At 50.8% G+C, this 23,252-nt stretch carries 22 protein-coding genes; 3 read left to right on the plus strand and 19 right to left on the minus strand.

What is annotated here, in order from left to right:
• Nucleotides 1-33: 33 nt before the first annotated feature.
• On the plus strand, nucleotides 34-4,419 hold the full coding sequence (locus tag LQZ19_RS07880) for an Ig-like domain-containing protein (RefSeq protein ID WP_411047123.1): 4,386 nt from the start codon (nucleotides 34-36) through the stop codon (nucleotides 4,417-4,419).
• 29 nt (nucleotides 4,420-4,448) lie between these two features.
• Nucleotides 4,449-6,212, plus strand: coding sequence for a cytoplasmic filament protein CfpA (cfpA, locus tag LQZ19_RS07885; protein WP_411047124.1), 1,764 nt, complete (start codon nucleotides 4,449-4,451; stop codon nucleotides 6,210-6,212).
• A 119-nt stretch (nucleotides 6,213-6,331) separates the two neighbouring features.
• Here the strand turns inward: cfpA and LQZ19_RS07890 are convergent, their stop codons facing one another.
• The 19 genes from LQZ19_RS07890 to LQZ19_RS07980 all read right to left on the minus strand — a co-directional run bounded on the left by LQZ19_RS07890 (nucleotide 6,332) and on the right by LQZ19_RS07980 (nucleotide 22,078).
• The gene (locus tag LQZ19_RS07890) at nucleotides 6,332-6,781 is read right to left on the minus strand and encodes a DUF192 domain-containing protein (protein ID WP_411047125.1); all 450 of its coding nucleotides are present in this window, start codon (nucleotides 6,779-6,781) and stop codon (nucleotides 6,332-6,334) included.
• A 42-nt stretch (nucleotides 6,782-6,823) separates the two neighbouring features.
• A complete protein-coding gene (locus LQZ19_RS07895; protein ID WP_411047126.1) occupies nucleotides 6,824-7,417 on the minus strand; it encodes a hypothetical protein in 594 nt (197 codons plus the stop codon).
• A gap of 41 nt (nucleotides 7,418-7,458) precedes the next feature.
• A complete protein-coding gene (locus tag LQZ19_RS07900; RefSeq protein WP_411047127.1) occupies nucleotides 7,459-8,697 on the minus strand; it encodes a Crp/Fnr family transcriptional regulator in 1,239 nt (412 codons plus the stop codon).
• Nucleotides 8,698-8,795: 98 nt separating this feature from the next.
• On the minus strand, nucleotides 8,796-9,752 hold the full coding sequence (gene murB, locus LQZ19_RS07905; RefSeq protein WP_411047128.1) for a UDP-N-acetylmuramate dehydrogenase: 957 nt from the start codon (nucleotides 9,750-9,752) through the stop codon (nucleotides 8,796-8,798).
• On the minus strand, nucleotides 9,736-10,074 hold the full coding sequence (locus LQZ19_RS07910; RefSeq protein WP_411047129.1) for a hypothetical protein: 339 nt from the start codon (nucleotides 10,072-10,074) through the stop codon (nucleotides 9,736-9,738). The genes murB and LQZ19_RS07910 overlap by 17 nt, the downstream gene beginning before the upstream one ends.
• 588 nt (nucleotides 10,075-10,662) lie before the next feature.
• Nucleotides 10,663-10,818 (minus strand): hypothetical protein, encoded by a 156-nt coding sequence (locus tag LQZ19_RS07915; protein WP_411047130.1) that lies wholly within the window; start codon nucleotides 10,816-10,818, stop codon nucleotides 10,663-10,665.
• Between the two features lie 1,423 nt (nucleotides 10,819-12,241).
• Nucleotides 12,242-13,636 carry a DNA primase family protein gene (locus LQZ19_RS07920; protein ID WP_411047131.1) on the minus strand — a complete coding sequence of 465 codons (1,395 nt, stop codon included), beginning with the start codon at nucleotides 13,634-13,636 and terminating at the stop codon, nucleotides 12,242-12,244.
• Nucleotides 13,636-13,974, minus strand: a complete 339-nt coding sequence (locus LQZ19_RS07925; RefSeq protein WP_411047132.1) for a hypothetical protein — start codon at nucleotides 13,972-13,974, stop codon at nucleotides 13,636-13,638. Before LQZ19_RS07925 ends, LQZ19_RS07920 begins: the two co-directional genes overlap by 1 nt.
• Nucleotides 13,974-14,267 carry a hypothetical protein gene (locus LQZ19_RS07930; RefSeq protein ID WP_411047133.1) on the minus strand — a complete coding sequence of 98 codons (294 nt, stop codon included), beginning with the start codon at nucleotides 14,265-14,267 and terminating at the stop codon, nucleotides 13,974-13,976. The genes LQZ19_RS07925 and LQZ19_RS07930 overlap by 1 nt, the downstream gene beginning before the upstream one ends.
• 30 nt (nucleotides 14,268-14,297) lie before the next feature.
• Entirely contained in the window at nucleotides 14,298-16,565 is a 2,268-nt protein-coding gene (locus LQZ19_RS07935; RefSeq protein WP_411047134.1) for a hypothetical protein, read from the minus strand.
• A gap of 3 nt (nucleotides 16,566-16,568) precedes the next feature.
• On the minus strand, nucleotides 16,569-17,120 hold the full coding sequence (locus LQZ19_RS07940) for a hypothetical protein (protein WP_411047135.1): 552 nt from the start codon (nucleotides 17,118-17,120) through the stop codon (nucleotides 16,569-16,571).
• Complete coding sequence (locus tag LQZ19_RS07945) at nucleotides 17,117-17,524, minus strand: ABC transporter permease (RefSeq protein WP_411047136.1); 408 nt, start codon at nucleotides 17,522-17,524, stop codon at nucleotides 17,117-17,119. Before LQZ19_RS07945 ends, LQZ19_RS07940 begins: the two co-directional genes overlap by 4 nt.
• 35 nt (nucleotides 17,525-17,559) lie before the next feature.
• Nucleotides 17,560-17,940: a hypothetical protein gene (locus LQZ19_RS07950; protein WP_411047137.1), complete on the minus strand. Its 381-nt coding sequence runs from the start codon at nucleotides 17,938-17,940 to the stop codon at nucleotides 17,560-17,562.
• Between the two features lie 9 nt (nucleotides 17,941-17,949).
• Nucleotides 17,950-18,459, minus strand: a complete 510-nt coding sequence (locus LQZ19_RS07955) for an NlpC/P60 family protein (RefSeq protein WP_411047138.1) — start codon at nucleotides 18,457-18,459, stop codon at nucleotides 17,950-17,952.
• Nucleotides 18,459-18,686, minus strand: a complete 228-nt coding sequence (locus LQZ19_RS07960; RefSeq protein WP_411047139.1) for a hypothetical protein — start codon at nucleotides 18,684-18,686, stop codon at nucleotides 18,459-18,461. The genes LQZ19_RS07955 and LQZ19_RS07960 overlap by 1 nt, the downstream gene beginning before the upstream one ends.
• Before the next feature lie 10 nt (nucleotides 18,687-18,696).
• Nucleotides 18,697-20,196, minus strand: a complete 1,500-nt coding sequence (locus tag LQZ19_RS07965; protein WP_411047140.1) for a hypothetical protein — start codon at nucleotides 20,194-20,196, stop codon at nucleotides 18,697-18,699.
• Nucleotides 20,193-21,071: a hypothetical protein gene (locus LQZ19_RS07970; RefSeq protein WP_411047141.1), complete on the minus strand. Its 879-nt coding sequence runs from the start codon at nucleotides 21,069-21,071 to the stop codon at nucleotides 20,193-20,195. The genes LQZ19_RS07965 and LQZ19_RS07970 overlap by 4 nt, the downstream gene beginning before the upstream one ends.
• Nucleotides 21,068-21,478: a hypothetical protein gene (locus tag LQZ19_RS07975; protein ID WP_411047142.1), complete on the minus strand. Its 411-nt coding sequence runs from the start codon at nucleotides 21,476-21,478 to the stop codon at nucleotides 21,068-21,070. Before LQZ19_RS07975 ends, LQZ19_RS07970 begins: the two co-directional genes overlap by 4 nt.
• Nucleotides 21,479-21,487: 9 nt before the next feature.
• On the minus strand, nucleotides 21,488-22,078 hold the full coding sequence (locus LQZ19_RS07980) for a hypothetical protein (protein ID WP_411047143.1): 591 nt from the start codon (nucleotides 22,076-22,078) through the stop codon (nucleotides 21,488-21,490).
• Between the two features lie 292 nt (nucleotides 22,079-22,370).
• On the opposite strand from LQZ19_RS07980, the gene LQZ19_RS07985 reads away from it, so the two are divergent.
• Complete coding sequence (locus LQZ19_RS07985) at nucleotides 22,371-23,114, plus strand: DUF4145 domain-containing protein (protein WP_411047144.1); 744 nt, start codon at nucleotides 22,371-22,373, stop codon at nucleotides 23,112-23,114.
• Nucleotides 23,115-23,252: the final 138 nt, after the last annotated feature.

Raw genomic sequence — 23,252 nt, forward strand, 5'->3', positions numbered from 1 at the left:
TTCTATAAGCTTATAAAAAGAAAGGAGCGAATAATGGGCAGGCAGGCTATGAACATAAGCCAAATAAAATCCACACTAAGAAGCCTCTATCCGATTGGCGTTTTCCTTCTCTTAACCGCTTCTTTGTGGGGACACGGCAAACAAGAAAATTGGCTGCCCGTGGACGGACAAGAAATATGGCAAAAAGAATACGATATTACGGGCCTCAAACGGGGAAAACATAACTTTCTGGTCCGCGCCCGGGATTCCGCGGGGAACGAGACCATCGATGGTCCCTACAACATCATCGTGGACCCCAATGCCGGGCTTCCAATCGTCCGTATCGTTTATCCCGACTCAAATGCGGTAATACGCCAGGATACGGATTTCCTGGGGGTCGCCAGCGGTCGTTTTGGGGTAGAACAGGTCACGGTTCGCCTGGACGATCAGGCGCCGGCCCTGGCGGAGGGCACCGAATACTGGAAATTCCACATCAGCACCTTTGCCCAGGACGTAACCCTGATGAGCGGGGAAGTCCAGGAACGGACCATGCAAGAGGGAAGGCATATCCTGCACGTTAAAGCCCTGGATCTTAAACGAACCGAAGGGCCGGAACTTGAAATACCCTTTATATATGATAGAACCGTTCCCTCGGTGGAATTCGTTGGTATAGAAACGGGTCAGCTCGTGTCGGGTAACTTAAAGCTCCAAGGGCAGGCATCGGATATTAACGGCATTGTCCTGGTGGAATTCAGCGCCAATGGGGGCGCCAACTTTACTGAACTGGATTTTGTACGGAATAGAAAGAACCCCCAAAGGGTTGACTTTACGGTCCCCTTCAACACCACCAAATTCCCCGATGGTCAGGTTTTCTTCCAGCTCCGGGCAACGGATTCCACCGGTCTGGTCAATACCCAGCCCTATCTGCTCTACGTGGATAACGAACGCCCACTTATCCAGATCCTTTCCCCTGCGGACGGCGAGAATTCCCTGGGGGCTACCAGGATTACCGGAAAAATATATGATGCCGTGGGACTTTCCAAATTCTACTACGAATGGGTGGGGGAAACCCACGAAATGCCCATACGATCGGGAGATCCCTACTGGGATATCAATCTGAATATTTCCTATCAAAACCGTAACCCCATACTCCGGGTAACCGCGATAGATAAAAGCAATAACACAACCGTATTGGTTAAACGTTTCTCGGATAACCGCAAGGTAAAAACCCCGGCAATACAAACCGACTATCCCACTTCGGGGCTTAACAATCTCGAACCGGATCAGTCCATCTACGGGCGTATTGCCCCGGGTTTTATTCCCTTTTCTATTATTATGGAAGGCAGAATTGAGGAACTTCCCGCCCAACCGGGCTTCCGGATTTCTCCGGATATGATTCCCCAGGGCAGACGTACCATACGGCTCTGGGCCAAGGCCGAAGACGGTACCGTAGGCGCCCCATTTACCATGCGGGTCAATAAACCCCAGGGCAGCGCAGCTGTGATGGACCTTAAACCCTCCCCCATAGTGATAACCAGTCATAAGGCTTATGACTATGTCCGGGATGATTCGGTTATCGTCCATGGACATATCGCCCAGCAGAACCTCAGCGGCGCCGGCGCCGGCCTGGATGCATCTATCCTGGAAGAGCTTTCCGCCATGACCGATATTTCTCTTGCGGCAAGTCTTTTGGAAGGCGAAGAGGGAGATACCGACGAACCGACGGTGGTCGATGAAGTCCCCTACTCAACCCTCGTTGCCCAGGGCGGCGCCTTTAGGCTGGAATACCGGCTTAATCCCCAGGAGGAATGGAGTCCGCTGACCATCCATGGAGACGGCAGCTTTGATCTGCCCATCGATTTTGGCGCCCTTGGGGAAGGGCCCCTCCATGCTGAAATACGGACTATCCAACGGGACCTGCCCGCTATTCCCCTCTATTTTCCCCTAAACCGGACAACAACGGAACCGGAAATCATCTTTATATCCCCTATTCTGGATGGAACCTCGGTTAACGGTTCCGTAACCATCACCGGCCGGGTAAACTCCTACGTGCCGGTCACCGCCATCGATTTTACCACCGACGGCAATATTTTTACCCCCATCCCCATGAAAGCGGGGTTCCAGAGATATGAATTCTCCACCTTCTTCGATTTCACCGCCATGGACAGGGCGGGGGGCACGTTTACCATCCGGGTAACCGATAAAAGCGGCAATACCTTTTTAGCGCCCCTGGATGTTCCGGTGGACGCCGCGGCGGATAATCCGGTTATTACCTATAATATGCCCCTGGAAAAAGAAGTTATCACCGATGATTTGACAATCACCGGCCTAGTCCAGGACGATGACGGGGTTTTCGGCGTCCATTGGCGGCTGGTTAAGCGGGAAGAAAGCGTCGCCGACCGTACCCGGATGTTCGCTTGGGCGGAGGAAGAAGAGGAAGCTCCGGCACTCTCTACGGATTTTACCTTTATCCAAACCAAGGAGGCCTTTCGGATCGATATTCCCATGGAGTATCTCTCGGATGGCGAATGGTTTATCGAGACTTTTGGCGAGGATATTTACAATGTCCAGGGCGAGATCTTTACCAGGACTATCCGGGTAAGTACGGCAAATCCCAAGGTTACCCTGACTGATCCGGTGATGTCGGTCTACAACCGGGGGGTCATTTATCTCCAGGGCCAAGCCATCGACAACAACGGTATCATGGGGGTCTGGGTGTCCATGGATAACGGTAACACCTACCAACAGGCGGACGGCGGCGAGAACTGGCGGCTTACCCTGAATACCAAATTCTACGAAGACGGTGAATATGCCCTGCTCATGCGAGCCCGGGACCGTTTCGATCGGGAAACCATAGACAGCGCCATGATCAACATCGATAATACTCCGCCGAAAATGGTTTTCCAGGTTCCCTATGATGATGCGACTGTGGGCAATGACTTGGAAATTGCCGCCCGTATTCTGGATAATATCGAGATCCAGGATATTACCCTGGAGGTTATCGCGGTTACGGATTCCACCTTCCGGCTTAGCTTTAACCTTGATACCACCGCCCCGGTTATACTGGACACCCTGGATATTACCGATGCCCCCGAGGGGGCCTACAATATCCGTATTGTCGCCACGGATCTGGCGGGCAATACCGCCGTGGTCAGCAGGAATGTCACCAAAACCAATGAGGCTGCCGCATCCGAGGCTTCCTTCTTCAACCCCATGCCCGGGGAAGTTCATACCGGGATTATCAATATCAGCGGAAGAGCAAAGGGCCTGAAAATCCCCCAGGAAGTGCAAATTTTGGCTAACCGGGAACCGCTTACTACGATCCCCGTGGATAAATACGGAAACTTCTACTATAAATTCCCCCGGGAAAAGATACCCGAAGACGGATTCATAATCCTTTCTGCAAGCTTCCAAACTCCCTCGGGGGAAACGGTGCTTAGTAATGAACATCCCATACTCTACCGGGACACCGGACCAATCGTGTCCATAGAAAGCCACGTTGACGGTGACGTCATCAATAAGCGGCCCTGGCTCAAGGGGAAGGCATGGATGGGATTTTCCCCATCCCAATGGGCTTCCATGTCCAGAAATGAGCGCAGCTACTATCAGGTAAGCCGGGTTATGGTAAGTTTTGACAATGGCCGGACCTTCCACCGGACTAAGGGCGCCAAGGACTGGAAATTCCGTCTGGAATGCAGCGAGCTTGGCCGGGGCCCCCTGCCCATACTGGTCCGTGCGGAATTCGCCAACGGCGAAATAGCCATACGCCGGGTGGTGGTAACCATTGACCTGGACCCGCCGGAGCTCAAGACCCTCGACCCCGAAGAGGACAGCTTCCACCGGGATACCCTCTATGTGTACGGTACCGCCGGTGAAGAATATTCCTTTGATTCGATTATGATCAACCTGCGCCCCGGGGATAAGATGCTGTACATGATCCCCCCGATTATCCAGGGCCTGTACATTGATGTCACGGCTTTCCAATACACCTGGGTCAGCGGCGGCTTGGGGATTACCTTCTTTGACAATAACGTCAAGCTCCAGGTCCAGGCGGGCCAGTCGCCGGATGTGATAAACGGGCAAAACGCCCGGTATCCCGGCTTCGTTATTGGGACAAAGCTCATCGCCGGTCTCTACAACCTCCCCTTCCGGTATGTCTTTGGACCGGACTGGGAAATGTTCTCCATGACCTGGTCCTTGGGGGCTAACTTCTCCTATACCAGCATGGGCGGAGGGGTTAAGGGAAACGAGCCCCAGGTATTGGCGGCGTTCCTGGGCCAGTGGGAAGTTGCCCGGTTTTCCTTCCCTGAAATGAAGGCCTTTAGTTCCTATGCGTTTTTCGTGGAACCCGCCGTCTGGTTCACCCCCTTGGTACAGGGCTTGCAGGCAGACCGGTTCATGTTCCGTCTCGGTTTCGGGCTACGAATGAATGTGTTCTAACCAATATATTGATAAGGAGGAGTCGGGGTATGGAATCCACAAATGACGACGATGTGAACCGGCTCATGCAGGAGGAGACCGAAAAGGTCATCCACCATATAAGCGCCAAACTGCCAAAGGAAATTCTTGAGAACCTGGATCAGAACGGCGGTTTGAAAGAAAAACTGTTCAGCTACTTTAACCAGAGCTTCCAGGCCGTTGCCCGGTATGTCCCAAAGGATATTGGGGAACTCTTGGATCAGGTTGGCGGATCGGATAAGTTCAATACCCGGGAAGTAGAAAAGTCCCTGGTCAATATGTACGGCCACCTCCAAGGCCATATCCAGCGGGGAATCAACGAGCTGGAAAACCAAACCAACAGCCTGCTTCGGCATAACAGCGACAGCGGTGTCTTTATCCGGGGGGATAAGTCCTATACGGTGGTAAAAAGCGCCTTTCGTGACAATCCGGAAAGGCCCAAGACCGTAACGGACCTTAAACTTTGCGTCAATATCCTTGAAGCGGAACTGGTCAGCCCCATATTCCACTACCAGGTAACGATGGAATACCTTATCAAGGATATCCTCTCCAAAAACATTATCGAGACCATTGATAAGGAAGTAGAAAAACTGCGGGACGAAAGGCTGGACGAGGGGCTGGATGAACTTTCCGATTCGGAGATTATCATCAATAAATTGGAGAAGGTAGAAGAATTTACCGACGATAATCCGGGACAGGCCAAAGCAAAACGGTATTCCCTCATAGCGAAGGAAATTCTCGACCGTCTTAAGGATACCCGGGCGGAAATAGATCCATCGGAATATGATCAGCTCAATATTCGGGAGAATCTTAAGAAAATAGTGGATGGTGAAAATATCCGCGACCGGGGCTTTAACACCGCGGTAAATTCCCTCACCTCTATTCTGGATAACTCCCGCCTTGGGTTTCAGTATGTGGAAAATTTTAAGAATGCCCGGGAACTCCTTATCCGCGAATACGATGACAGCGATGCTGCGGACCTTCCGGACGAACACTACCAGATACGGATGCGTTACTACGACGGCAGCCAGATCCTGGAGGAACGCAAAGCCTACGATGTGCAAATGAAGAGCTTTGAGACCGAGATCCTCCACGTCTGGGACATACTCCAGCTTATCTACGAGGACAGCAAATCCCCCTTTAAGGTGAGCGACTTCAAGGACCTCACCCTGAAAACCAGGGACCGGCTCCGAAAAATGAACAAGGGGAAACCCGAAGCGCCCCTGTACGAGGACATCGAAAAACCCTGGGACGGCTTTAGTTTTGTAAAGGCCGCTGAAACGGACGTGGAAAGGATGAACCGTACCTACACCTACGAAAAGGAACGGATACGGCAGCGTTTTGCATTGATGCGGGAAATGATCAAGGATCTCTACGGCGAATATGACTACCCGGCGGAGCGGCGTTCCCTGGAGGAGCAGTTAAACTTTCTGGAAAAGGAATATAACCGTTTCGACTATGGCATAAACCCCTATCATCTGCACCCGGGGCTGGTGCTCGACGTGGACATTACATCGATCAAGCGGAAACGGATTACCCTGGAAGCCATGTCCAAGGCCCTCAACGAATTCCTCCAGGGAGTTTCCAAGAGCTTCCGGGACACGGCCTTCTCCGCCCCCAGCCGCCCACCCTTCCCCGCCGCCCAAGGCTTCGGCGACCTGGTTAGCAGCGTTTCAGGCGGCATCTACCTGGACCCGCCCCCTGCCAAACCTGCCGAGAAAAAGCCCAAGGCCGCGAAACCAAAAAAAACTGACGGCGATATTCGGGAAATATAAACGCAAAGAAAAAAAAGAAAAACAACCGCAAAGGCGCAGAAGGCGAACAAGGCAAAGATAGAAAAAAAGAAATTCTTGTTCGCCTTCTGCGCCTTTGCGGTCTATAAATTCTTCATAGCCTATTCTTTCGGTAAGTTTGGCCCAAGTACATCGCCGGGTTTGATGTTCGCACGGGCGAACCAGCCCTGGGGGACTTCCAGGGCGTAGCGGGCGGAACGGCCGGACTGGATTGTACGCAGGCTTTGGGGCTGCATGTCGTGAATTTCCAGGATACGTCCGTCATAGGCGACATAGGCAATGGAAAGGGGGATCAGGGTATCCTTCATCCAGAAACTAAGTATGCGGTCCCGTTCAAAAACAAAGAGCATCCCCTTCCCATCCGCAAGGGATTTCCTTCCCATAAGGCCCCGGGCGCGCTGATCGTCGGTACGGGCTATTTCCGCTAAGACCGGCGCCAGAGTTCCGTCATCCCGCAATATTTGTAATTCCAGCGTTTCAAGCCGGCCCTGGGCTCCGGAACCCCCGGCGGCGCAGTTTAGGACGGCGCAGAAAAACAGAACTAAACACACTAAAACTGCGAAACAATATCTATGGCGCCGGGGATGTTTCAATTAAAAACCTTCCAGAAATTCATTACGGTTAAGCAGTTCCCGAGCTCCGTCTGCGGAGGGCCCTACAAGAATTTCGGCGGGGGATAGCTTTAACATATCAAAGTTATATTTATCGATATATTTCACCGTCAAGGGCCGTTCAATAGATATCCGGGTATCATCGTTCTCCCATACCGCTTCCTGGGGGTTTAGGGAACTGGGTTCCCCGTAACGCTGCCTAAGGGAAGAAAAAACCGAATAGTGATCCACCAGGGTGGTGTTCAGGGTAAAGGACATGACAAAAACTTCCCCGTACCGGAGCTGAAAAAATGCCCGGCGTATGAAGGAAAAGCCCTGGGTTTCCACCAGGGTCTGCTCCCGGTCGGAGGGCATCAGAGAAACATCCCGATCCTCCCGGAAATAAAAAATATTGTCCGCCCGGAGGGCTGTCTTAAGCGCCTCAAGGTCAATACCTAAAAATATATGGCGGAAACTGCGGGATAGAGGGACGGGTTCCCCGGAATTTTCCGTTGGAACGGTTTCACTACTCTGGGGGTAAATAAAACCCGGCAGAGAGAGAAAACATATCAAAATGAGGAAGTAGGGGTATCTCATTACGTTTAATGTCGGCAAATCCGGGATCAAAACTAAATGCATTAGTGTCTTGTTTTTTTGGTTGCGCTGTGCCGGGATTTTTCGATCCGCTGCATGTTCCGGTAATACTGGGTTTGTTTGGCTATTTCAAAGACATCAAGTACGCAGATTTTACCATTGACGAGCTGTATATTCCGGTTATTCATGAGCTTCTTAATCATCTGGTTACCATCCGCCGGGGAGATGCCCACCATGTTTATCAATTCATTGGGACCAAAATCAAAAATGTACGATTGCTCAACATTGGCATCCACCCTGTTCTTTTCAAGCTGAATCAGCAGGGCATCGTAAATGCGCCCTGTGGGGTCCTCAAGCAGGGTATTGGCGATTTGTTTGTAGATGAACCAAATCCGTTCCGAAAGCAGGGTGGTAAGCTTGGCGATGATCTGGGGTTGGGAGGTGACCATACGGGCAAAGTTTACCCGGCTCACCGTGAGGAGCACGCAATTCTCGTAGGCCACCGCGCAGGCCGTCCTGAGTTTGGATTCCAGCAGGGCCATTTCTCCAAAAATATCCCCGGTTTTTAAGACCGCCAACAGGACCTCGTTGTTATCGGCGATCTTAATAATCTTCACGGAGCCCTTCTGGATAATATACAGCTCATCCCCCGGTTCCCCTTCGGAAAAGATCATTGTATCCTTGGCGTATTTCCGGACAGATTCATTTGGGGGGAATACCTGGGGCGCCGATGTTACGTAGGGGGCTATCTTCATCAGCCGTTCCCGGGTGGCATTGAAATTCGCCCCGTGGGGGCAGTTCTTGAGGTACTGGGAATAGGCGTAAAATGCCAGATTGTACTGGCTTATCTTAGCATAATATTCCCCTACTTTAAAAAGCTGGGAAACATCGTCTTCGGAATTGTTCTTCAGGGTCAGCTTCGTAAGGGCTTCGTCCAGATAGCGCATTCGCCGGGAGAATTGAAGGATAATCTTCATGGCCACGGCGCTGTTTTTCTGAATCAGTTCGCCGTACTGTTCCTTCTGGACCGAAATCAGGGTAACATCCGTTATAGCCTGGGCAGTTTCGATATGACTGTGATTAGACATGGTGGCTACAACGGAGAAAAAATCGCCGGGACCTAATAGATTCCCCCCCTCTTCTTCCACTACCTCCACGGCCTTGGAAATCTGTACCTTTCCCTCGCGGATAATAAAAAAACGGTCTGCATTCCGTTTCCCTTCCACCACGATATATGAGCCTCTCTTAAAATTTACAAACGTCAGCAAGAGCGGTGTATTCATAACGACCTATTAGAAAAGTATAAAAACCCTCACCGATTATGTCAATGAAAGAATTGTAGTTTTAATATATACCAGAAAAACAAAAAAAACTTCCCTTTTTAGTCATTTTCTGCCCAGTTTCCCGAAAAAATAATCTCCGGTTCCAGCTCTATCCCCAGGGCATCCCTCACTCTTTGGGCTAGCTGCTCCGTCAGCCTGCGTATATCAGCAGCGGCGGCATTCCCGGTATTGATAATGATATTCCCGTGCCATGGCGCAAGCTGGGCCCCCCCTATCCGGAGGCCCCGCAAACCAAGCTCATCAATAATCTTCCCCGTGGGTCTCCCAAATTCCCGGTTATTCTTAAACACCGATCCCGCCGATGGATACCGGTAATGCCCCTTCTCCTTCCGGTCCTGCCTATGGGCCTCCATCTCCTGCCGTATATCCCCGGGCTCCCGTTTTTCCAGGCGAAATTCTGCCGCCAAGATCAGTACATCCCTTTTTTGAAAGGGACTCCGTTTATAGGCAAAGTCCCCCGCCTCGCAGGGAACCCATACTTGTTGTAAATTTTCGTCCAGAATCTCCGTCCCAATCAGCACATCGGAAACCTGCTTTTCATAGCACCGGGCGTTCATCCACACCGCCCCCCCAATAGTACCGGGCATCCCCGCCAAAAACTCGAGCCTCCCCCAGCCCCGTTCAGCCGCCGCCTCCACCGCCGCATCCACCACGGTCCCCGCCCGTAGCTTCACGGAACCCTTCCACCCGCCAAAATCACCGGACCAGTCCGTGGTATCCAGCACGATTCCCCGTATCCCCCGATCCGCCACCACCAGATTCGCGCCGCCGCCCAGGATAAACAGGGGTATACCCAAAGCCCGGGCCTGCCCCAGGATGGCCGCCGCAAACCCGGGAAAGCAGTCAAAACGGGGACGCACCCAAAGATCCGCAGGACCGCCTACTTTAAAGGACGTGTGGGATGCCATAGGTTCGTTACACCGCATCTCTCCGGAGAAGCCGGTTTCTGCGGCGATAGATTTGGCGATATCCAGAAGGTTAGTAGGGGTATACATATACTGTAGCATATCGGCAAAGACGGGCGGGGGGAGGGGTATCCCTGGCGCTCACACGCTTGTAGAGTCTGCCTACGGAGCCCCTGCGGGTCTCCTCCGGCAGGGAATTCCAAAATGTGTTCGGCCAGGGATACCCCTCCCCCCGCCCGCCGGTGTTTATTGTACGTATAGGGGTATTCCCCGAACCGGGTTCACATGACGGGGTGGCAGGCTGGGTAGCGGTATAGGCTCCAAATGTGTTCGGCCGGGGACGCCCCTCCCCTCGCCTGGCGGCGGCTCCCAACTCGATAAAAACATTGTCTATAACGGCGTCACCACGCATACCTAAAACCTCCCTAACCGTTTGGTCATTTGCCTCTGCCGGCATGTATAAATACGCCCCCACGCTCTCTAAGTCTAAACCGGCCAGCCGGCGCTGTCCCCGGGGGGTAGCTTTTTCCGGTTTATGATCCGTATGGGCATCACATCACCCGCCATTAGTGTAATCCCAGGCCATTTTTCCGTCAATCTATACTGGGGTTTTGTAAAAAAAGCTTATAACGATACTTTATCGGCAAAGACGGGCGGGGGGGAAGGGCATCCCCGGCGCTCACACGCAGGTAGAGTCTGCCTACGGAGCCCCTTCGGGTCTCCTCCGGCAGGGAATTCCCTAATGCATTCGCCTGACTAATCCTTATGTACTTTTTAGTATGCCTTATTAGGTCTATTTTATTGTGACATAAGGAATTAGTCAAGCCTTATTTACTCTTGCTAAAACCCACCATATCCCTATATATTTCACTGTTTTGATGTCTTTTTTGCTAACGTTTTCTTGGTTTTAACACTTATTCTGCTTATTGGAACTCCCCAAGAGAATCAAAAAAGTCAAAAACCCTCCGGGTTTTTCCCAAATCATTAAAGCCAAGCGGAGTTACCAACCTTCACCCCCAAAGCTCCAAACTCCGGGCAGCCCCTCCCCAACCCAGGTTGCCCCCTGGCTCGGCCCTTCCTTCCGCTCTGTCCCTTCGGTCCTCCGCTCCCTCCAGTCCCGGTCCAGTTCCGCCGCTCCAGGCCGGTTCCCTGGCACCGGACCTTCCGCTCGCCTTGCTCCCTCCAGGCTCCGGCGCCGCCCTCCATTTTCCGCCCTGGTCCTCTAAACGTAATCGCCATAGCTGGACCTGCCGCCCTTTTTTACGCCGGACCTCCCTCGCTCTGCTCCTCCGGCACCACCGTAAAAAACCCCGGCGCCCACCCTCAAGATAAAGAGCAGCATCCACACGCCTTCATCGGCAAACCGCCCTCCCTGGTCCATCCTCTCCGCTCCCGCCACTCCCTTCGGTCGTTCTGGTCCCTACAGGGACGCACCAGTCCGGGCCGCCCTTATCGCCAGCCGTGTCCCTTGCGCAGGGCTGGAACCAAGCACTCCGGGGGCGTCCTGCCCCCTCCGTGCCGGAACGGGGGTTACTCCTCACACCCCCGTTCCGGCATTACCGTTTAGGATAAAGCCCAGCCATTCAGAGACACCAAACAGAATCACTATCAGTCCAAGCCAGCCCTCTTACTCCCGTAGCAATCGCAGACCGTTAACAAATCCCCGGGTATTCGTTCATCAGCCAGACACCTCCCGGCGTCAGGCTTCTTCACTCACAATCGCATTTTTTTCAGGGGTACGCTCTGCCCCCCCCACACCCCCCCCGCAAAAGGTAGCGTATGTGGGGGGGGCTCCGCCCGGCTACGCCCGCCCCTGAAAAAAATGCTCCCACGCCTACGGCGTGTTGGCTGCCATTATCGGTTCTGACGACCAATAAACAATTTTTGTAAACCTAATCGCCCCTTTACCCTTCGTAACTGACGTAGGGGCATATCGTAAGCCGCCCCGCCTCCGGGGAGGCGGCCCGCCCAAGGCGGCCTGGTACTGCAGGCCCCTCGTATTAGGCGGTATCCCAAGCCGCCCCCTATCGGGGGCAGCCCCGCCCCTTCGGGGCGGCCTGGTCCATCCTGTCCACCGGTGAAACCGACAGCCGCCGTCCCGGACCTTCATCACCGCCATTAATGACAGTTTGACGGCCTGCTTTCAATTTCAGACATTTTTCTAAGGGATTACAAGGTAATAAGTCTTCTTTTGTAAATGACAGAAGTGTCATAAAAATTAATATAGGGGTAAAGCGTATTTGAGATGAACCGAACCGCTTTCTAAACGCAAAATTCCAATGACATACACCGAAAAATCGAAGCGTCAGAATGACACCTTAAGCGTCATTTTCACGCTTGAATTTTATTTCCTCGGGGAGCGTGCGCGCCCGCTTAATTTGTTCATCTTTGCACAGCCGGAATTTGCACCATGCCGTAATCAAAAACCAGGGTGGAAAATCGTCAAAACCCGGTATAAAAAAAGCTCTGTTGCCTACTCAAGAGCAACAGAGCGCATATTCAGAATAGCCCATCTACTATTTTCTGCCATTTCCCAATCTCCCAAAAGGGGGGCAGGGGGGGAAACCCACAACAAAAAATTATAAAAGCTCCGTTTTCAGCATAATCCCTTTCCAGTATCGCGCCTCCGCGGTCCGCCACTTCTCAAGCCCCAATTCCTTGAAGCGCATAGCCAGAACTCGCTCACAGGATGCGCGTTCATTATTTTCCTCACACCACTCCTGGTATGCCTTGAAAAGCTCCCGCGCCCTAACCGAAATCCCCGGTCCCTGAATACAGCACTCCTTGATAAATGCCCCCAGGACATCCATCTCGCTGCGGTACTCCTCCGTTGCGGAAGTAATAATCTGCGGAGCCGCAAGCCCCTTTTCAAACCACCGCTGGGTCCCCAAGATAAGCCAATTCAAAATCCCCGATTTTTCTGCCAACAGTTTTTCTTCCAGGTGTTTATCCTGCCTTTCAGGCGCAATCGTGGTGGTAAAAGGAATCAAGGTAATCCGCCGCCAAATCCCAAGATCCGTCCCCCGGATCACCGGTTTATGGTTACTCGCCATAAATATTTTGAAGGTCGGAATAAATTCAAAATACTCCCCGTAGAGAAACCGTGCGGTCATCGCGTCAGTTCCGGTCATCAGTTTAATCAGCGGTTCAGAAAGCCGCTTCCCCTGTTCCGCTTCCGAGGTTACCACAAACCGGGTACCCCGCAGCCGGGCAATATCATTACTAATCTGGTCGCCATTCTTTTTCATAAAAGTCTCCGTAGAGGCCGCAACCGCATAATCCCCTAAGAGTTTCATCAAAACATTCAGAAATGTACTTTTCCCATTGGCGCCGGAACCGAAGGAAATAAACATGGTTTGTTCCGATGTATCTCCTGTCAAAGCCCATCCCGCCGCCCGCTGGAGAAATTCGATCAAATCCGGCTTAAAATCCATAATCTCCCGGATAAACTGTTTCCACACCGGACAATCCGCCCCTTCCTCATAGCGCACATGGGCAATCTTGGTGATCATGTCCTCCCGCTGATGTTCCCGGAATTCCCCCTTTTTCAAATCGATAGTCCCATTCTCCACATTGAGTAACCAAGGGTCCTTATCAACATCATTACTGGTAATATTCATCCCCGGCATTAAAGAGGCCGATTCAATAAACGCCTTCCTTCGCCGCAGGGATTCACTCTGTAACGCATATTTTTCAATATCCATCCGGTCCCGATAATCGGTGGTTTTGAGCATCTCATCATAAATACTGTGGATAACTTCGATACTCTTATTGTGGATCAAATACCCATCGTCAATTTGCCAACGGTCCCCGGTCCACACTATCCATTTTTTCCAAGCTGCATTATACCGTATATCCTTACCATGCTCCCGCACCAGCCGGAAAGCATTACTGGTATCGGTAAACTGGATAGTCCCCTCTTTAAGCCCCTGCAGCCGGTAATAAATCGACTCATCCCCAACCGTTTCGCCCATTAGTCATATCCCCCCTGTTTCAACGCCGCCGCATACATCCTGAACCGGAAGGCCAGTAAATCAAACGCAATCTCCGGTGTAGGTTCCGGCAGTTCAACCGTCATCCGGGAATACATCGAGTAGAGTAGGGTCAAAGACCCCCGCTTGCGGAGAAATTCTTTGTTCTTAAAAAAAGCTACCGCCCGGTATTCATCATCAGGAATTTCCCGTTTCCGAACCCGGTACCACAAAAGCAAATCATCCGCCCACTCAATCTCATGGCCGGCGTATTCTTCGAGTACCTGCTGTTCATGGCGGATATGCTCCTTATACCGTTCTACAACATCTTTCCCCCGCATTACCCGGCCCCTTCCTTCCACACAAAAACCCGAGCCGCTTCCCCCGCAGCCGTCCGCCCATCGGCAAAGGTAATAAACGCCCAAAACATCCACCACCCCGCCTTGTCTAGCTCCCCTTCAATGCACTCATGAAACAGAACCCCCCGCGCCACATCCCCAACCCCCGCCGCAAAACTCCCCACAGAACCGTCAGGTTTCCGGTACCGAATCACCGCAGATTCAACCCCCTCCAAATCGGTAAAAGTCTTAACCGTAATCCGTAACGCCGACTGTCCCTTATAAATCCTATTCATCCTACTTCCTCCCCCTCATTCCTCATTTCCCTAGTGAATCCTGCTGTCAATTTCAATAACCCTGCACACCGGGCTTTTAATAACAAGCTCCTCATTAGATTTCAGGAACCGCCGTACAATAAAATCCCGCACCAATCCTACCGTTACCAGCTTAATAAAAACCCCAACGCTCCTAAGCGGTATGCCCCCAACCGCTGCCATATCAAAGGTCTCCCGCTGATATTCCCCCCGATGAACCGTCCCAGCATGGTTCCATGCCGCCACATACAGCCCCCGGACATAATCCCCCCAATGCCCCGTTATGTCAGAGACCCCCGCCTTTCCGGAAATAAACCGCAGCATCAATGCCATCCGGCCAACAGTATCACTACCTTTGACCGTCATCGGCATATTCCGAAATAACCCCCGCTTAGTTCCAGCGCCCCCGGTAACAATCCTGCCGGTATCCGTAATACTCCGCTTATTGCCCGCAAAACGGTTTTGCACGGTTGTTGATTTTACGGTGTCTATAGCCTTTCGCAGTAAAGCCCGGCTCCCGTTGAGTAGCTCCCCGGCTTTTATCTGTTGGATCAGTTTCCGGTATACCCCTACAAAACGACTGAGCAGATCCGTCCCCTTCACGGTTGCCGTATGTTTTCTGATATAACTTGACCCATGCCCCAGGTTCATCGTGTTTCGCTCGGTCATGGCCAGAGTCTTTTGATATGCCGCTGTTAGTTTCCGAATGTCCGTTAGCTGTATCCCCTGGCTGAGTGTTTTGATATAGGATGCTATAAGCTTCCTGACATCCGTTCCTTTTACGGTTGCCGTATGCTTTCTGATATAACTTGATCCATGCCCCGGGACAGCCTTGTTCTGCCCATTCTGAACGCAGCTCCGCTTATATGCCGCTATATGCTTCCGCTCATCCCCTCCCTTCACCGTTGCCGCATGTTTCCTGATATAACTCGACCCATGCCCCAGCGCCGTAGTATTCCGCCCATTCATCGTCAGTGTCTTTTTATATGCCGCCGTCATTTTTCGGGAATCGCTCAGCTTTACTCCCTGGGTTAACGTCCTGGTATAGGCATTCGCATTAATTTCCAAGTACATACTTGCTTTCATGTCATAGCGCGATCCAGGATACGCATTCGGCGGATGACCCGAATTTGTACTACTATAATTATCGGTGCAGTAACTAATGTCATACAAATCATAATCATCACACATATCAATTAAAGAATTATAATCTCCCATATCGTCTATAGGGAGTTCTGCGTCCCAAGTCTGGAAGAGAGGGACCCCGTAATCAAATCGGGTTGAGCCGCTTTTCGCCCAGTAGCCAAACCAAACATCGGTATTGGCTGCAATAGCGCCATAGGTGGTGAGCGTTGATGTAACCCATCGGGGTGTAAAAGATCTTGCGTTAGGCAGGTTTGCTATGGGGTTTCCAGCCGCACAATTATAGGTGAGCAAATTCTTTGGTTTATTATAATAATCACTATATAAAATAGGATACACATTATAATTATTACCACTAGGCGGTATCCAGCCGATATATACAGAGGTATTATATGTTCCATTCAACTGCAAAGGAGTTTTATATTTATTGAATATCCAGGTCCAATCAAATTCCAAGACATATTGTTCACTATAGTCCGCTATATTTGTATTTGTATCCGATTTCTTGTCCGCCAGATATTTTGCATAATCTGCGGCTGTTATATAATCATAGGTCTCATACGCCCCAATCGTATTACTGCCAATAACCGGGTCCACCACCACCGGGTATGTCGCATCCCCCAGCCATCCCTCTGGAACTGTCAGCGTCATCACGCCCCGGTCAATAAAAACATCCCCCCAGGTCCACCGCCCCCGGGCGTCAATAATCTTCGGCCTATGGATATGACATATCTTACCGGTCCCCACATGGTAGGCCAGTGAATTGATCACCCCTTCTTTTTTATATACCGCATAGCTCCCCCGCAAAATCTCCGGCCCGAATGTATCCGGCTGCCGAAAAAAGTCAAATGCCTCCCAGCCCTCAATCGCCATATAAAATCGATTGCTTTCCGATTCCCGGTTCAGAATAAGGTCATACTCAAAATGTGAACCGTCAAGGATAGTAAACCGGTGACTTTGTTTCTCCCCCAAATAATGCAGCGTATTCCTATCCCCTCGAAGGGAGTAGGAACCCCCGGTAACAGGACTAAACCGCAGGACATCCCGCCCCCAGCGGTTCAGTTCCCAGGAAGGGGTTTCATGCCCCAAGCTAACCATAAGCGGAAAATCATTGTGGGATTGTAAAAATTGCGCCATGTTTTACTGCCCGAGTATGGTAATTTCCCATAACACTTGCAGGGTATCGCTGGTGGTCACATTCACCACCGGTGTAATCTGCGCATACGCCAGGCAGTTAGAAGCCGTAGCGTTCCCGTTCAGCAGACATGCCTCATTTATCCCGTTTGCGTTCAAAGCCCCGGCAGCAAAACTTGCCCGGTAGGTAATCGTAGTATCCCCCGTATTCCCCCAAGCCGCCTTCAATGCCGGATACCCGCTGTCCAGGGCTTTCATACTCCCCGTGGGAGTATTGCACCGGGCATTCGTTTTCGTACTATTCCCGGTCCATCCCGTCCCCACCTGAATAAACCCGGCGCTGCTTGATACCTTCGTTTTTGTAGGCGTTACCAGCAAAGCGTCAGCAATCAGCGCGTCCCCTTCCCTGGTAACAATATTGTGATGCCGCTGTTCCATAGGCCGCCCCTGCAGCCGCAGGAGCTTTCCAAACCAACCCGGCGCCCGCCGCTTGATAATCCCGTCCTTATCCAGAACCCGCACCGTAACCATCCCCCGAACCCTAATCCCATCTTTCATAATTTCTCACTCCTCATTCCTATAATCCCAATAGCTCCAATAGCAATGCCGCCAAGAAAACAAACTACCCCGGCAATAACGACGTTCTTAATCCCCCGGCCTTGTGCCGTCCGGTATTCCTCCTGCCAATGCCGGGCTTCCGCGACCGCTGCCGCCGCTTCCCTTCGCGCCGCCCCCTCCCGTTCCAGTGAAGCCAGGGCTGCCGTCTTCGCCGCCTCAGCCGCAGCCCCTTCAATCGCTTCCTCCGCTGCCTCCGATAGCTCCCCCACTATCTCCCGTACCTCCGAATCGCTGTAGAATCGCATCCCGCCGTTCCCGGAATCGTTCAACGTTACGGTCGGCGCTTCCCCGAACATCGGGCAGTTCAAGAAACTCACGAGGATCACGGCTGCCGTAATCTTCATACAACATTTGTATTTCATGCTCCTCCTCCATTAGCTCATAGAGCTTTCGGTCCCTCTCCCGGAAAAACCGGAACACCGCCGCCACCAGAACTATCGCCAAGACCGCCCCCGCCCCGGTAACCACCCCCCGCCAAAAATCCTTCATCCCGAATTCCTCCTTCCTCATTCCTCCATCGTGCAATCACCTTTAACCCCACAATCCCAAAGAGGACCATCACCACCACTGCAAACCATATCCAATCCCGTATCAGCCCCTGCATAAGCAGCCATGTCGCCAGGTACAAACAAAACGGCTTAAACCCCAACATCTTAGACGGCAAGGATAAAGCCCGTTTCCCCAAAATAATTACCAGTTCCCTCCCCGAATGTTCCCAACTCGCCTTGTCTGAAATCTGAATCCCATCACTATCGCTCATTCCTCCCTCCTAATTGCTGAAGTAAGCCGCCAGTTCCTGATCCCGTTCGTACCGACCCCCGGCTAGTCTTACTAAAGCTGCCCGGTCCAACCCCCGTACTGCGGTGGATGCCCCCTGATTCCAGAACCATGCTGAAATCCCATCCAGACTGCGTACCCGCGCCCCGCCTTCCTGGGAATTGAGAATAACCCCATCCCCCACCAGCCCCGCCACATGGCCCGCTTTCCCGGTGTTTCCGTCAATAAAGAACGCCGCACGTATGCCCTGCTGCGCAGGGTTTACCACCGTGAACACCCTCCGGTACAAATCATCCGCCGTGGTCCTGATAAACAAACCCGTAGCGGCATATAACGCCAGGCAAACCGCCCCCGAACAATCCGAACTTTCCGGGTTTTCCTTCCCCCACCCGTAGGGGCTTCCGTACTGCAGCAGCAGAAAATAAATAAACCGTTCCGCTTCTGTCATTTTTTCAAATTGCTTTTTTTCATTCAGAAAAAGCGCATCCCATTTAATCCCCATTATTTACCCCCGGGCTTAAAAAAATTGATAATAATACTCACCGCCAAAGCTGCCGATGAAACCAGAAGGCTCAAGGTGGAAAACAAATTCCGGGATTGTTCCCCTTCCTTTTTTTCCAGCTTTTCAACCCGTCCCATGACATGAATTTTGAATTCTCGCAGTTCCCCCTTGAGTTCCTTCATTTCCGCAATGGTATCAACCAAAAGCCGCTGTAATTCTTCCCCCATAAAAAACCTCCTATTCCTCGATAATCTTGAACGCTGCCACAAATGCGGCGTCCCGTTTATACCGCAGTGATACTGCGTTGATAGTCCCTTTTACCGTTCCCTCATTGGTAATAATCTCCGCCTTCGCCCCAACCCGTGCGTGGAACAGTCCCCGGTGTGTCTTGACCGTAAACTCCCGCCGCTCCCGCAGCCGTTCCGTCAGTTCCCGTATGGTCCAGTCTTGATAGTGGGAAACACCGGAATCTACCGTATCCTCCGAGAAATACGATCCGGTAACATTCAAAGCCGCCGTGCCATACCTTTCGACTCCCCCGGTATCATGGAGAAAACAGGAACGGTTCAGTTCCAGCACAATAGGCCGCCCATAGAGCGCAGCCCCGTAGAGGTCCCCGTCTGTTTCAGTTTCCAGCGTGATAATTGCCCGGTCATGGTGGGTGGTTATGTCGTAAGCGGAATAGGCAAAGGGACCGCCCTCATAATCGAGCCGATCCGTTGCTTCTTCGATGGTGTCAATCTGGTCGGCATACAAAACCGCCCGCTCCGCTCCCTTGCTGTCCCGAATATGATACCGAGCTTCATACCCCTGCTTTTGAATATCCCGCATGGCGGTAGAACGGAACGGATACACCGGCATAAGATCCGCGTCATACATAATGGGCGAATCTTCATAACGCCAGATTTCCTGCCGTTCTAATGCTACCGGTATATTGATTTTCAAGCGTATGGTGTTTCGGTACTGTTCCGCCCGCGCCGTTTCCCGCAGGTAAAAAATATCTTCCCCGGAAAAGGTATAGGAAATACCGTCAATATCCTCCGGTTCCCGCTGGTATACTGAATGGGCAAATACCAGGGGCTTTTCAGGAGCGCACTCCAAATGCGCCCGATAGGTCTTTGCCAATTCTGAAAGCTCCGCCCAGGTATTCTTGGTTAATTGCACATAGGGAAGGGTGATAGGAATCGTAGCGCAGTCTATATCTCCGCTCTCAATTCCCGCCCGCCCGGCTATCAAATGTACTAAGGACCGTTCCGGCTGGGTCTTATCACAAATAACCACATAGGTGAACATTACCGGAGCCGTCCAATCCCGGCTCTCATCGGTTTTCCCCAGCTTCGCCGATAAATCCCGCAGGACCATGCGCAGCATCCGTTTCCGTCCCGGTCCCCGAATATCCTGAAACCCCGTATCATCCACATACAAAACAAACCGCTCAAAATAGGGCAGGCCATCCCCGATAGAAAAACTAATCCGTACTTCCCGCCCGGCGCCCCTGCCGGTATTCCCCCCGCAGGCATAATGGCCATAGGTATTATCTAAAAGAATATCCCCCCGCGCCGTGGTTCCCCCGGCAGTTTCCTGTAGCCCAAAAAAAGAGGCTTCAATAATGTCCCGCTCAAAAACCGTCTCATAATACCCATGGCCGGACCAATCAAGGCTAATCCGTACCCGGACCGGGTTATCTCCCCTTTCGATGGCTTCGCTTAAGGCGGTGTCTATCTCATAGAATTTCATTCAATAATTCCTTCGTCAGTAGTAAACACCTCAGCGGAAACCGTCCCGGTAACGTAATACCGGAGCGGCCCAATAACCGCATCCCCGCTATCAACGTTGGTTTCATCAGCCATCAGGACCAAGCGGGTAAGCGTAAGATAGAACGCCCCATAAGACCGCCATTCGTAGGAGTCTCGGAACAGGTGGGCTTGTATTTCTAAGCTTTCAATAGAGGTGGGCAGTTCCCCAGCGGTATCCAAAATTCGGTGTATCCATACTTCCATTTGTGTTCCCTCTTGTTTCCGTCCCGCTATGGTAAGTCCGTAAATAGTTTTATTTTCCGCACCGTTGATCCGGTACTGTACGCCGTCCTCTTTGAACCGTTCGCAGAACGCTCGTTCACCGTCATCCATGGTTAGACTGTCCTGGTATAGATAGGTTGCCGGAGCAATATCCCCGGCAATATCCAGTTTCAATTTGATAGCCTCGTCCCGCAGTATCCGCAGTTCAAAATCCCGGACACTACACCCTTCATAGAGGGTCCGCAGAGAACCCCGCTCCTGAATCAGATCAAAGCGGAGCCCCATCTCCATTGCGGAAAGCCGTATGGAATGCCGGTACAAATTCCGTGTCCCGCTCACAAACACCGGAAGCCCGGACCGTCCCAGGGCCAGCACAAACAGTAATGGCGCCGTTTCGATGGTCAGCGGCGTAACCACGCACCCCGTAACCCCCCGGCTTTTCCGAATCGCCCTGCAATTCCCGGCCCCCTCGATGGGGGCCTCCTCCTTCAAAAGCGATATCGCCTCCCGGATCGTTTCCTCGGCGTACGGCAGCCCTATTGCCCGGTATGGTGTTTTCAAGGTGATACAGCAATCCCGCCCCTGGACATTCATACGCTGCGTCCTTCCGTGGTTATTCGCAGGGTAAGGAGTGTTTCCCAGGCGTCCCCGCAATGGGGTGTTTTTGGTGGTATATAGTGTTTCTTTACCAGCACAGCCCGATCCACCGTACCCCCCAGGGTGGGATTTTCAACCAGGGCTTTTTCAATCACTGCGGCATAGGCATAACAATGGGCTTCGCCATCCTTCTCCGGGATGGTAAAACCGATGGTGAGCGTAAAAGCGTCAACCGTGATGATCCGGTCTTTTTCGCTCCGCTCGCCCCCGGAAAGCGTCAGCACCGGGGTAACGCCATACGGCCTCCCAGTCGGAATATCCCACTCCGCATCCTCCAGGAGTTCATTGACCCGCCCGGTTAACAGTGTATTAACTGCATTAATGATAATTTCCTCAATATTCACTCTTAATTCCTATATCATCTTTCTCTGGTAGCTCTCCAAAAGCCCCCTGACGTTCTCCGGCATAGACGCTTCCAGCTGTTCGCCCCCTGTTTTCCCACTGCCCACAACCCCGATTTTCTTTCCACGGAACCGGGCCATATTCCAAGCTGCTAATTCCAGGCAGGCGGTGGCCAAATCAGCGGGGACCTCCCCGGTCCTATACCCCGCTGCATACTGCACCTTAATCGAAACGGGTTGCCGCCGTATTTTGACCCTTGGACTAAGCTCAATGCAGAAAGGAATATCCTCAGAAACACCACAGTCCGGTATAGAACGGTATAGTTCTGGATCGATAAGCTCTTGGTCCTCCCATGTCCACAACCGGTACATTTCCAAAATTCTTCGTACCGGGTATTCCTTGAGGGGGATTATGAGATTCCCGGAAAACCCCAGGATTTCAACGTGTTTTTTCCGAAAAAGCCGTCTTCGGCAATACTGCTCAATGCTGTGGGTAGCAGTAACCAGGCAATACTGACTAAAGGCGTCATCCCGGTCATCTATGCCCAGGATTGTCTTGTAGTCCGCCAAAGGGATAAGGGAATGTAAATAGCCTTTTTCCATGAAGTTATGGTATAATGGTTCCTGTATTTAGGATTTACGTAAAAAGTGCAATTTTTAGGGGGTGGCCTATGATGGCAATGCCATATACTTTAATGCCAGTTCAGATTATGAATGGAGAATAATTAATAAGAGATTGAAAAAGAGATAAATACGGATTTGTTTTTATAATAAGGATGTTTTTAAGAGTATTTCGTATAAAATAAGTTCTCCAATATGCTTAAATATTTTTCTCTAAATATATACATAGACAAATATAAATAACATTGCTACAATTAATTAAGAGGTTTAAATTATGGAAACAAAAATTACTGAAAATATATCAAAAGATAAGACTTGTAAAGTCTTATGTACAGTTTGTAAACATAAAACGAGTCATAAAGTATTGTATTCTCTATCGTTACACGGGAAAGAAGAATTTGAATATGAATCATGGTATGAATGGGAAAATAACTACCAAGTTATTCGATGCTTAGGTTGTGATGAAATTTCATTTAGAATTACAAAATCAGATTCTGAATCACAAAATCCAGAAACTGGTGAATACGATATTGAAGAAATTTTATATCCAAAAAGAACTAAAGAAACAATAAATACTAAAGCATATTTAAATCTACCATTTACAATAAAAACATTATATCAAGAAACAATCGACTGTTACAATAACAATATTCTCTTGTTGTGTGCCGCTGGGATACGTAGTTTAGTTGAAGGTATATGTCAAAATAAAAATATCACAGGTGGCAATGTTGAGATAATAAAAAGTGACGGTACAAAGGAAACAAAGCGCAGTAAAAATTTAGATGGTAAAATAAATGGTTTATACGAGAAAGGTATATTAACTGAAGAAAATGCAAAGGTTTTGCATGAACATAGGTATTTGGGAAATGAAGCAGTTCATGAATTGTCGATACCATCACGCAGTGAATTGGAATTAGCGATTACAATAATTGAACACATTTTGGATTCAATTTATGAAATACCGGCAAAAAGTAGTGAACTAGTGAAATTACGCAAACGTGCAGGAAAAAAGATTTGAAGAAATTATATTTTTCTAGTTCGTATTAAACAAGCATTTAATGATTAATTTATTAATCTTAAGGATATAATATGTTGAAGGATGAACTTATAATTTTTTTAGTGTAAACGGTAATCATAGGGGGACTCTGTCTTCCCC

Origin of the sequence: Treponema primitia (genome assembly GCF_046533075.1) — a bacterium.
Lineage (GTDB): Bacteria > Spirochaetota > Spirochaetia > Treponematales > Breznakiellaceae > Termitinema > Termitinema primitia_B.

Excerpts from the sequence above, each read along its gene's own strand:
- LQZ19_RS07880 (WP_411047123.1), top strand. The coding sequence starts at position 34 with ATGGGCAGGCAGGCTATGAACATAAGCCAAATAAAATCCACACTAAGA.
- cfpA (WP_411047124.1), top strand. The coding sequence starts at position 4,449 with ATGGAATCCACAAATGACGACGATGTGAACCGGCTCATGCAGGAGGAG.
- LQZ19_RS07895 (WP_411047126.1), bottom strand. The coding sequence starts at position 7,417 with ATGAGATACCCCTACTTCCTCATTTTGATATGTTTTCTCTCTCTGCCG.
- LQZ19_RS07900 (WP_411047127.1), bottom strand. The coding sequence starts at position 8,697 with ATGAATACACCGCTCTTGCTGACGTTTGTAAATTTTAAGAGAGGCTCA.
- murB (WP_411047128.1), bottom strand. The coding sequence starts at position 9,752 with ATGTATACCCCTACTAACCTTCTGGATATCGCCAAATCTATCGCCGCA.
- LQZ19_RS07910 (WP_411047129.1), bottom strand. The coding sequence starts at position 10,074 with ATGCGTGGTGACGCCGTTATAGACAATGTTTTTATCGAGTTGGGAGCC.
- LQZ19_RS07920 (WP_411047131.1), bottom strand. The coding sequence starts at position 13,636 with ATGGGCGAAACGGTTGGGGATGAGTCGATTTATTACCGGCTGCAGGGG.
- LQZ19_RS07925 (WP_411047132.1), bottom strand. The coding sequence starts at position 13,974 with ATGCGGGGGAAAGATGTTGTAGAACGGTATAAGGAGCATATCCGCCAT.
- LQZ19_RS07930 (WP_411047133.1), bottom strand. The coding sequence starts at position 14,267 with ATGAATAGGATTTATAAGGGACAGTCGGCGTTACGGATTACGGTTAAG.
- LQZ19_RS07935 (WP_411047134.1), bottom strand. The coding sequence starts at position 16,565 with ATGGCGCAATTTTTACAATCCCACAATGATTTTCCGCTTATGGTTAGC.
- LQZ19_RS07940 (WP_411047135.1), bottom strand. The coding sequence starts at position 17,120 with ATGAAAGATGGGATTAGGGTTCGGGGGATGGTTACGGTGCGGGTTCTG.
- LQZ19_RS07945 (WP_411047136.1), bottom strand. The coding sequence starts at position 17,524 with ATGAAGATTACGGCAGCCGTGATCCTCGTGAGTTTCTTGAACTGCCCG.
- LQZ19_RS07950 (WP_411047137.1), bottom strand. The coding sequence starts at position 17,940 with ATGAGCGATAGTGATGGGATTCAGATTTCAGACAAGGCGAGTTGGGAA.
- LQZ19_RS07955 (WP_411047138.1), bottom strand. The coding sequence starts at position 18,459 with ATGGGGATTAAATGGGATGCGCTTTTTCTGAATGAAAAAAAGCAATTT.
- LQZ19_RS07960 (WP_411047139.1), bottom strand. The coding sequence starts at position 18,686 with ATGGGGGAAGAATTACAGCGGCTTTTGGTTGATACCATTGCGGAAATG.
- LQZ19_RS07965 (WP_411047140.1), bottom strand. The coding sequence starts at position 20,196 with ATGAAATTCTATGAGATAGACACCGCCTTAAGCGAAGCCATCGAAAGG.
- LQZ19_RS07970 (WP_411047141.1), bottom strand. The coding sequence starts at position 21,071 with ATGAATGTCCAGGGGCGGGATTGCTGTATCACCTTGAAAACACCATAC.
- LQZ19_RS07980 (WP_411047143.1), bottom strand. The coding sequence starts at position 22,078 with ATGGAAAAAGGCTATTTACATTCCCTTATCCCTTTGGCGGACTACAAG.
- LQZ19_RS07985 (WP_411047144.1), top strand. The coding sequence starts at position 22,371 with ATGGAAACAAAAATTACTGAAAATATATCAAAAGATAAGACTTGTAAA.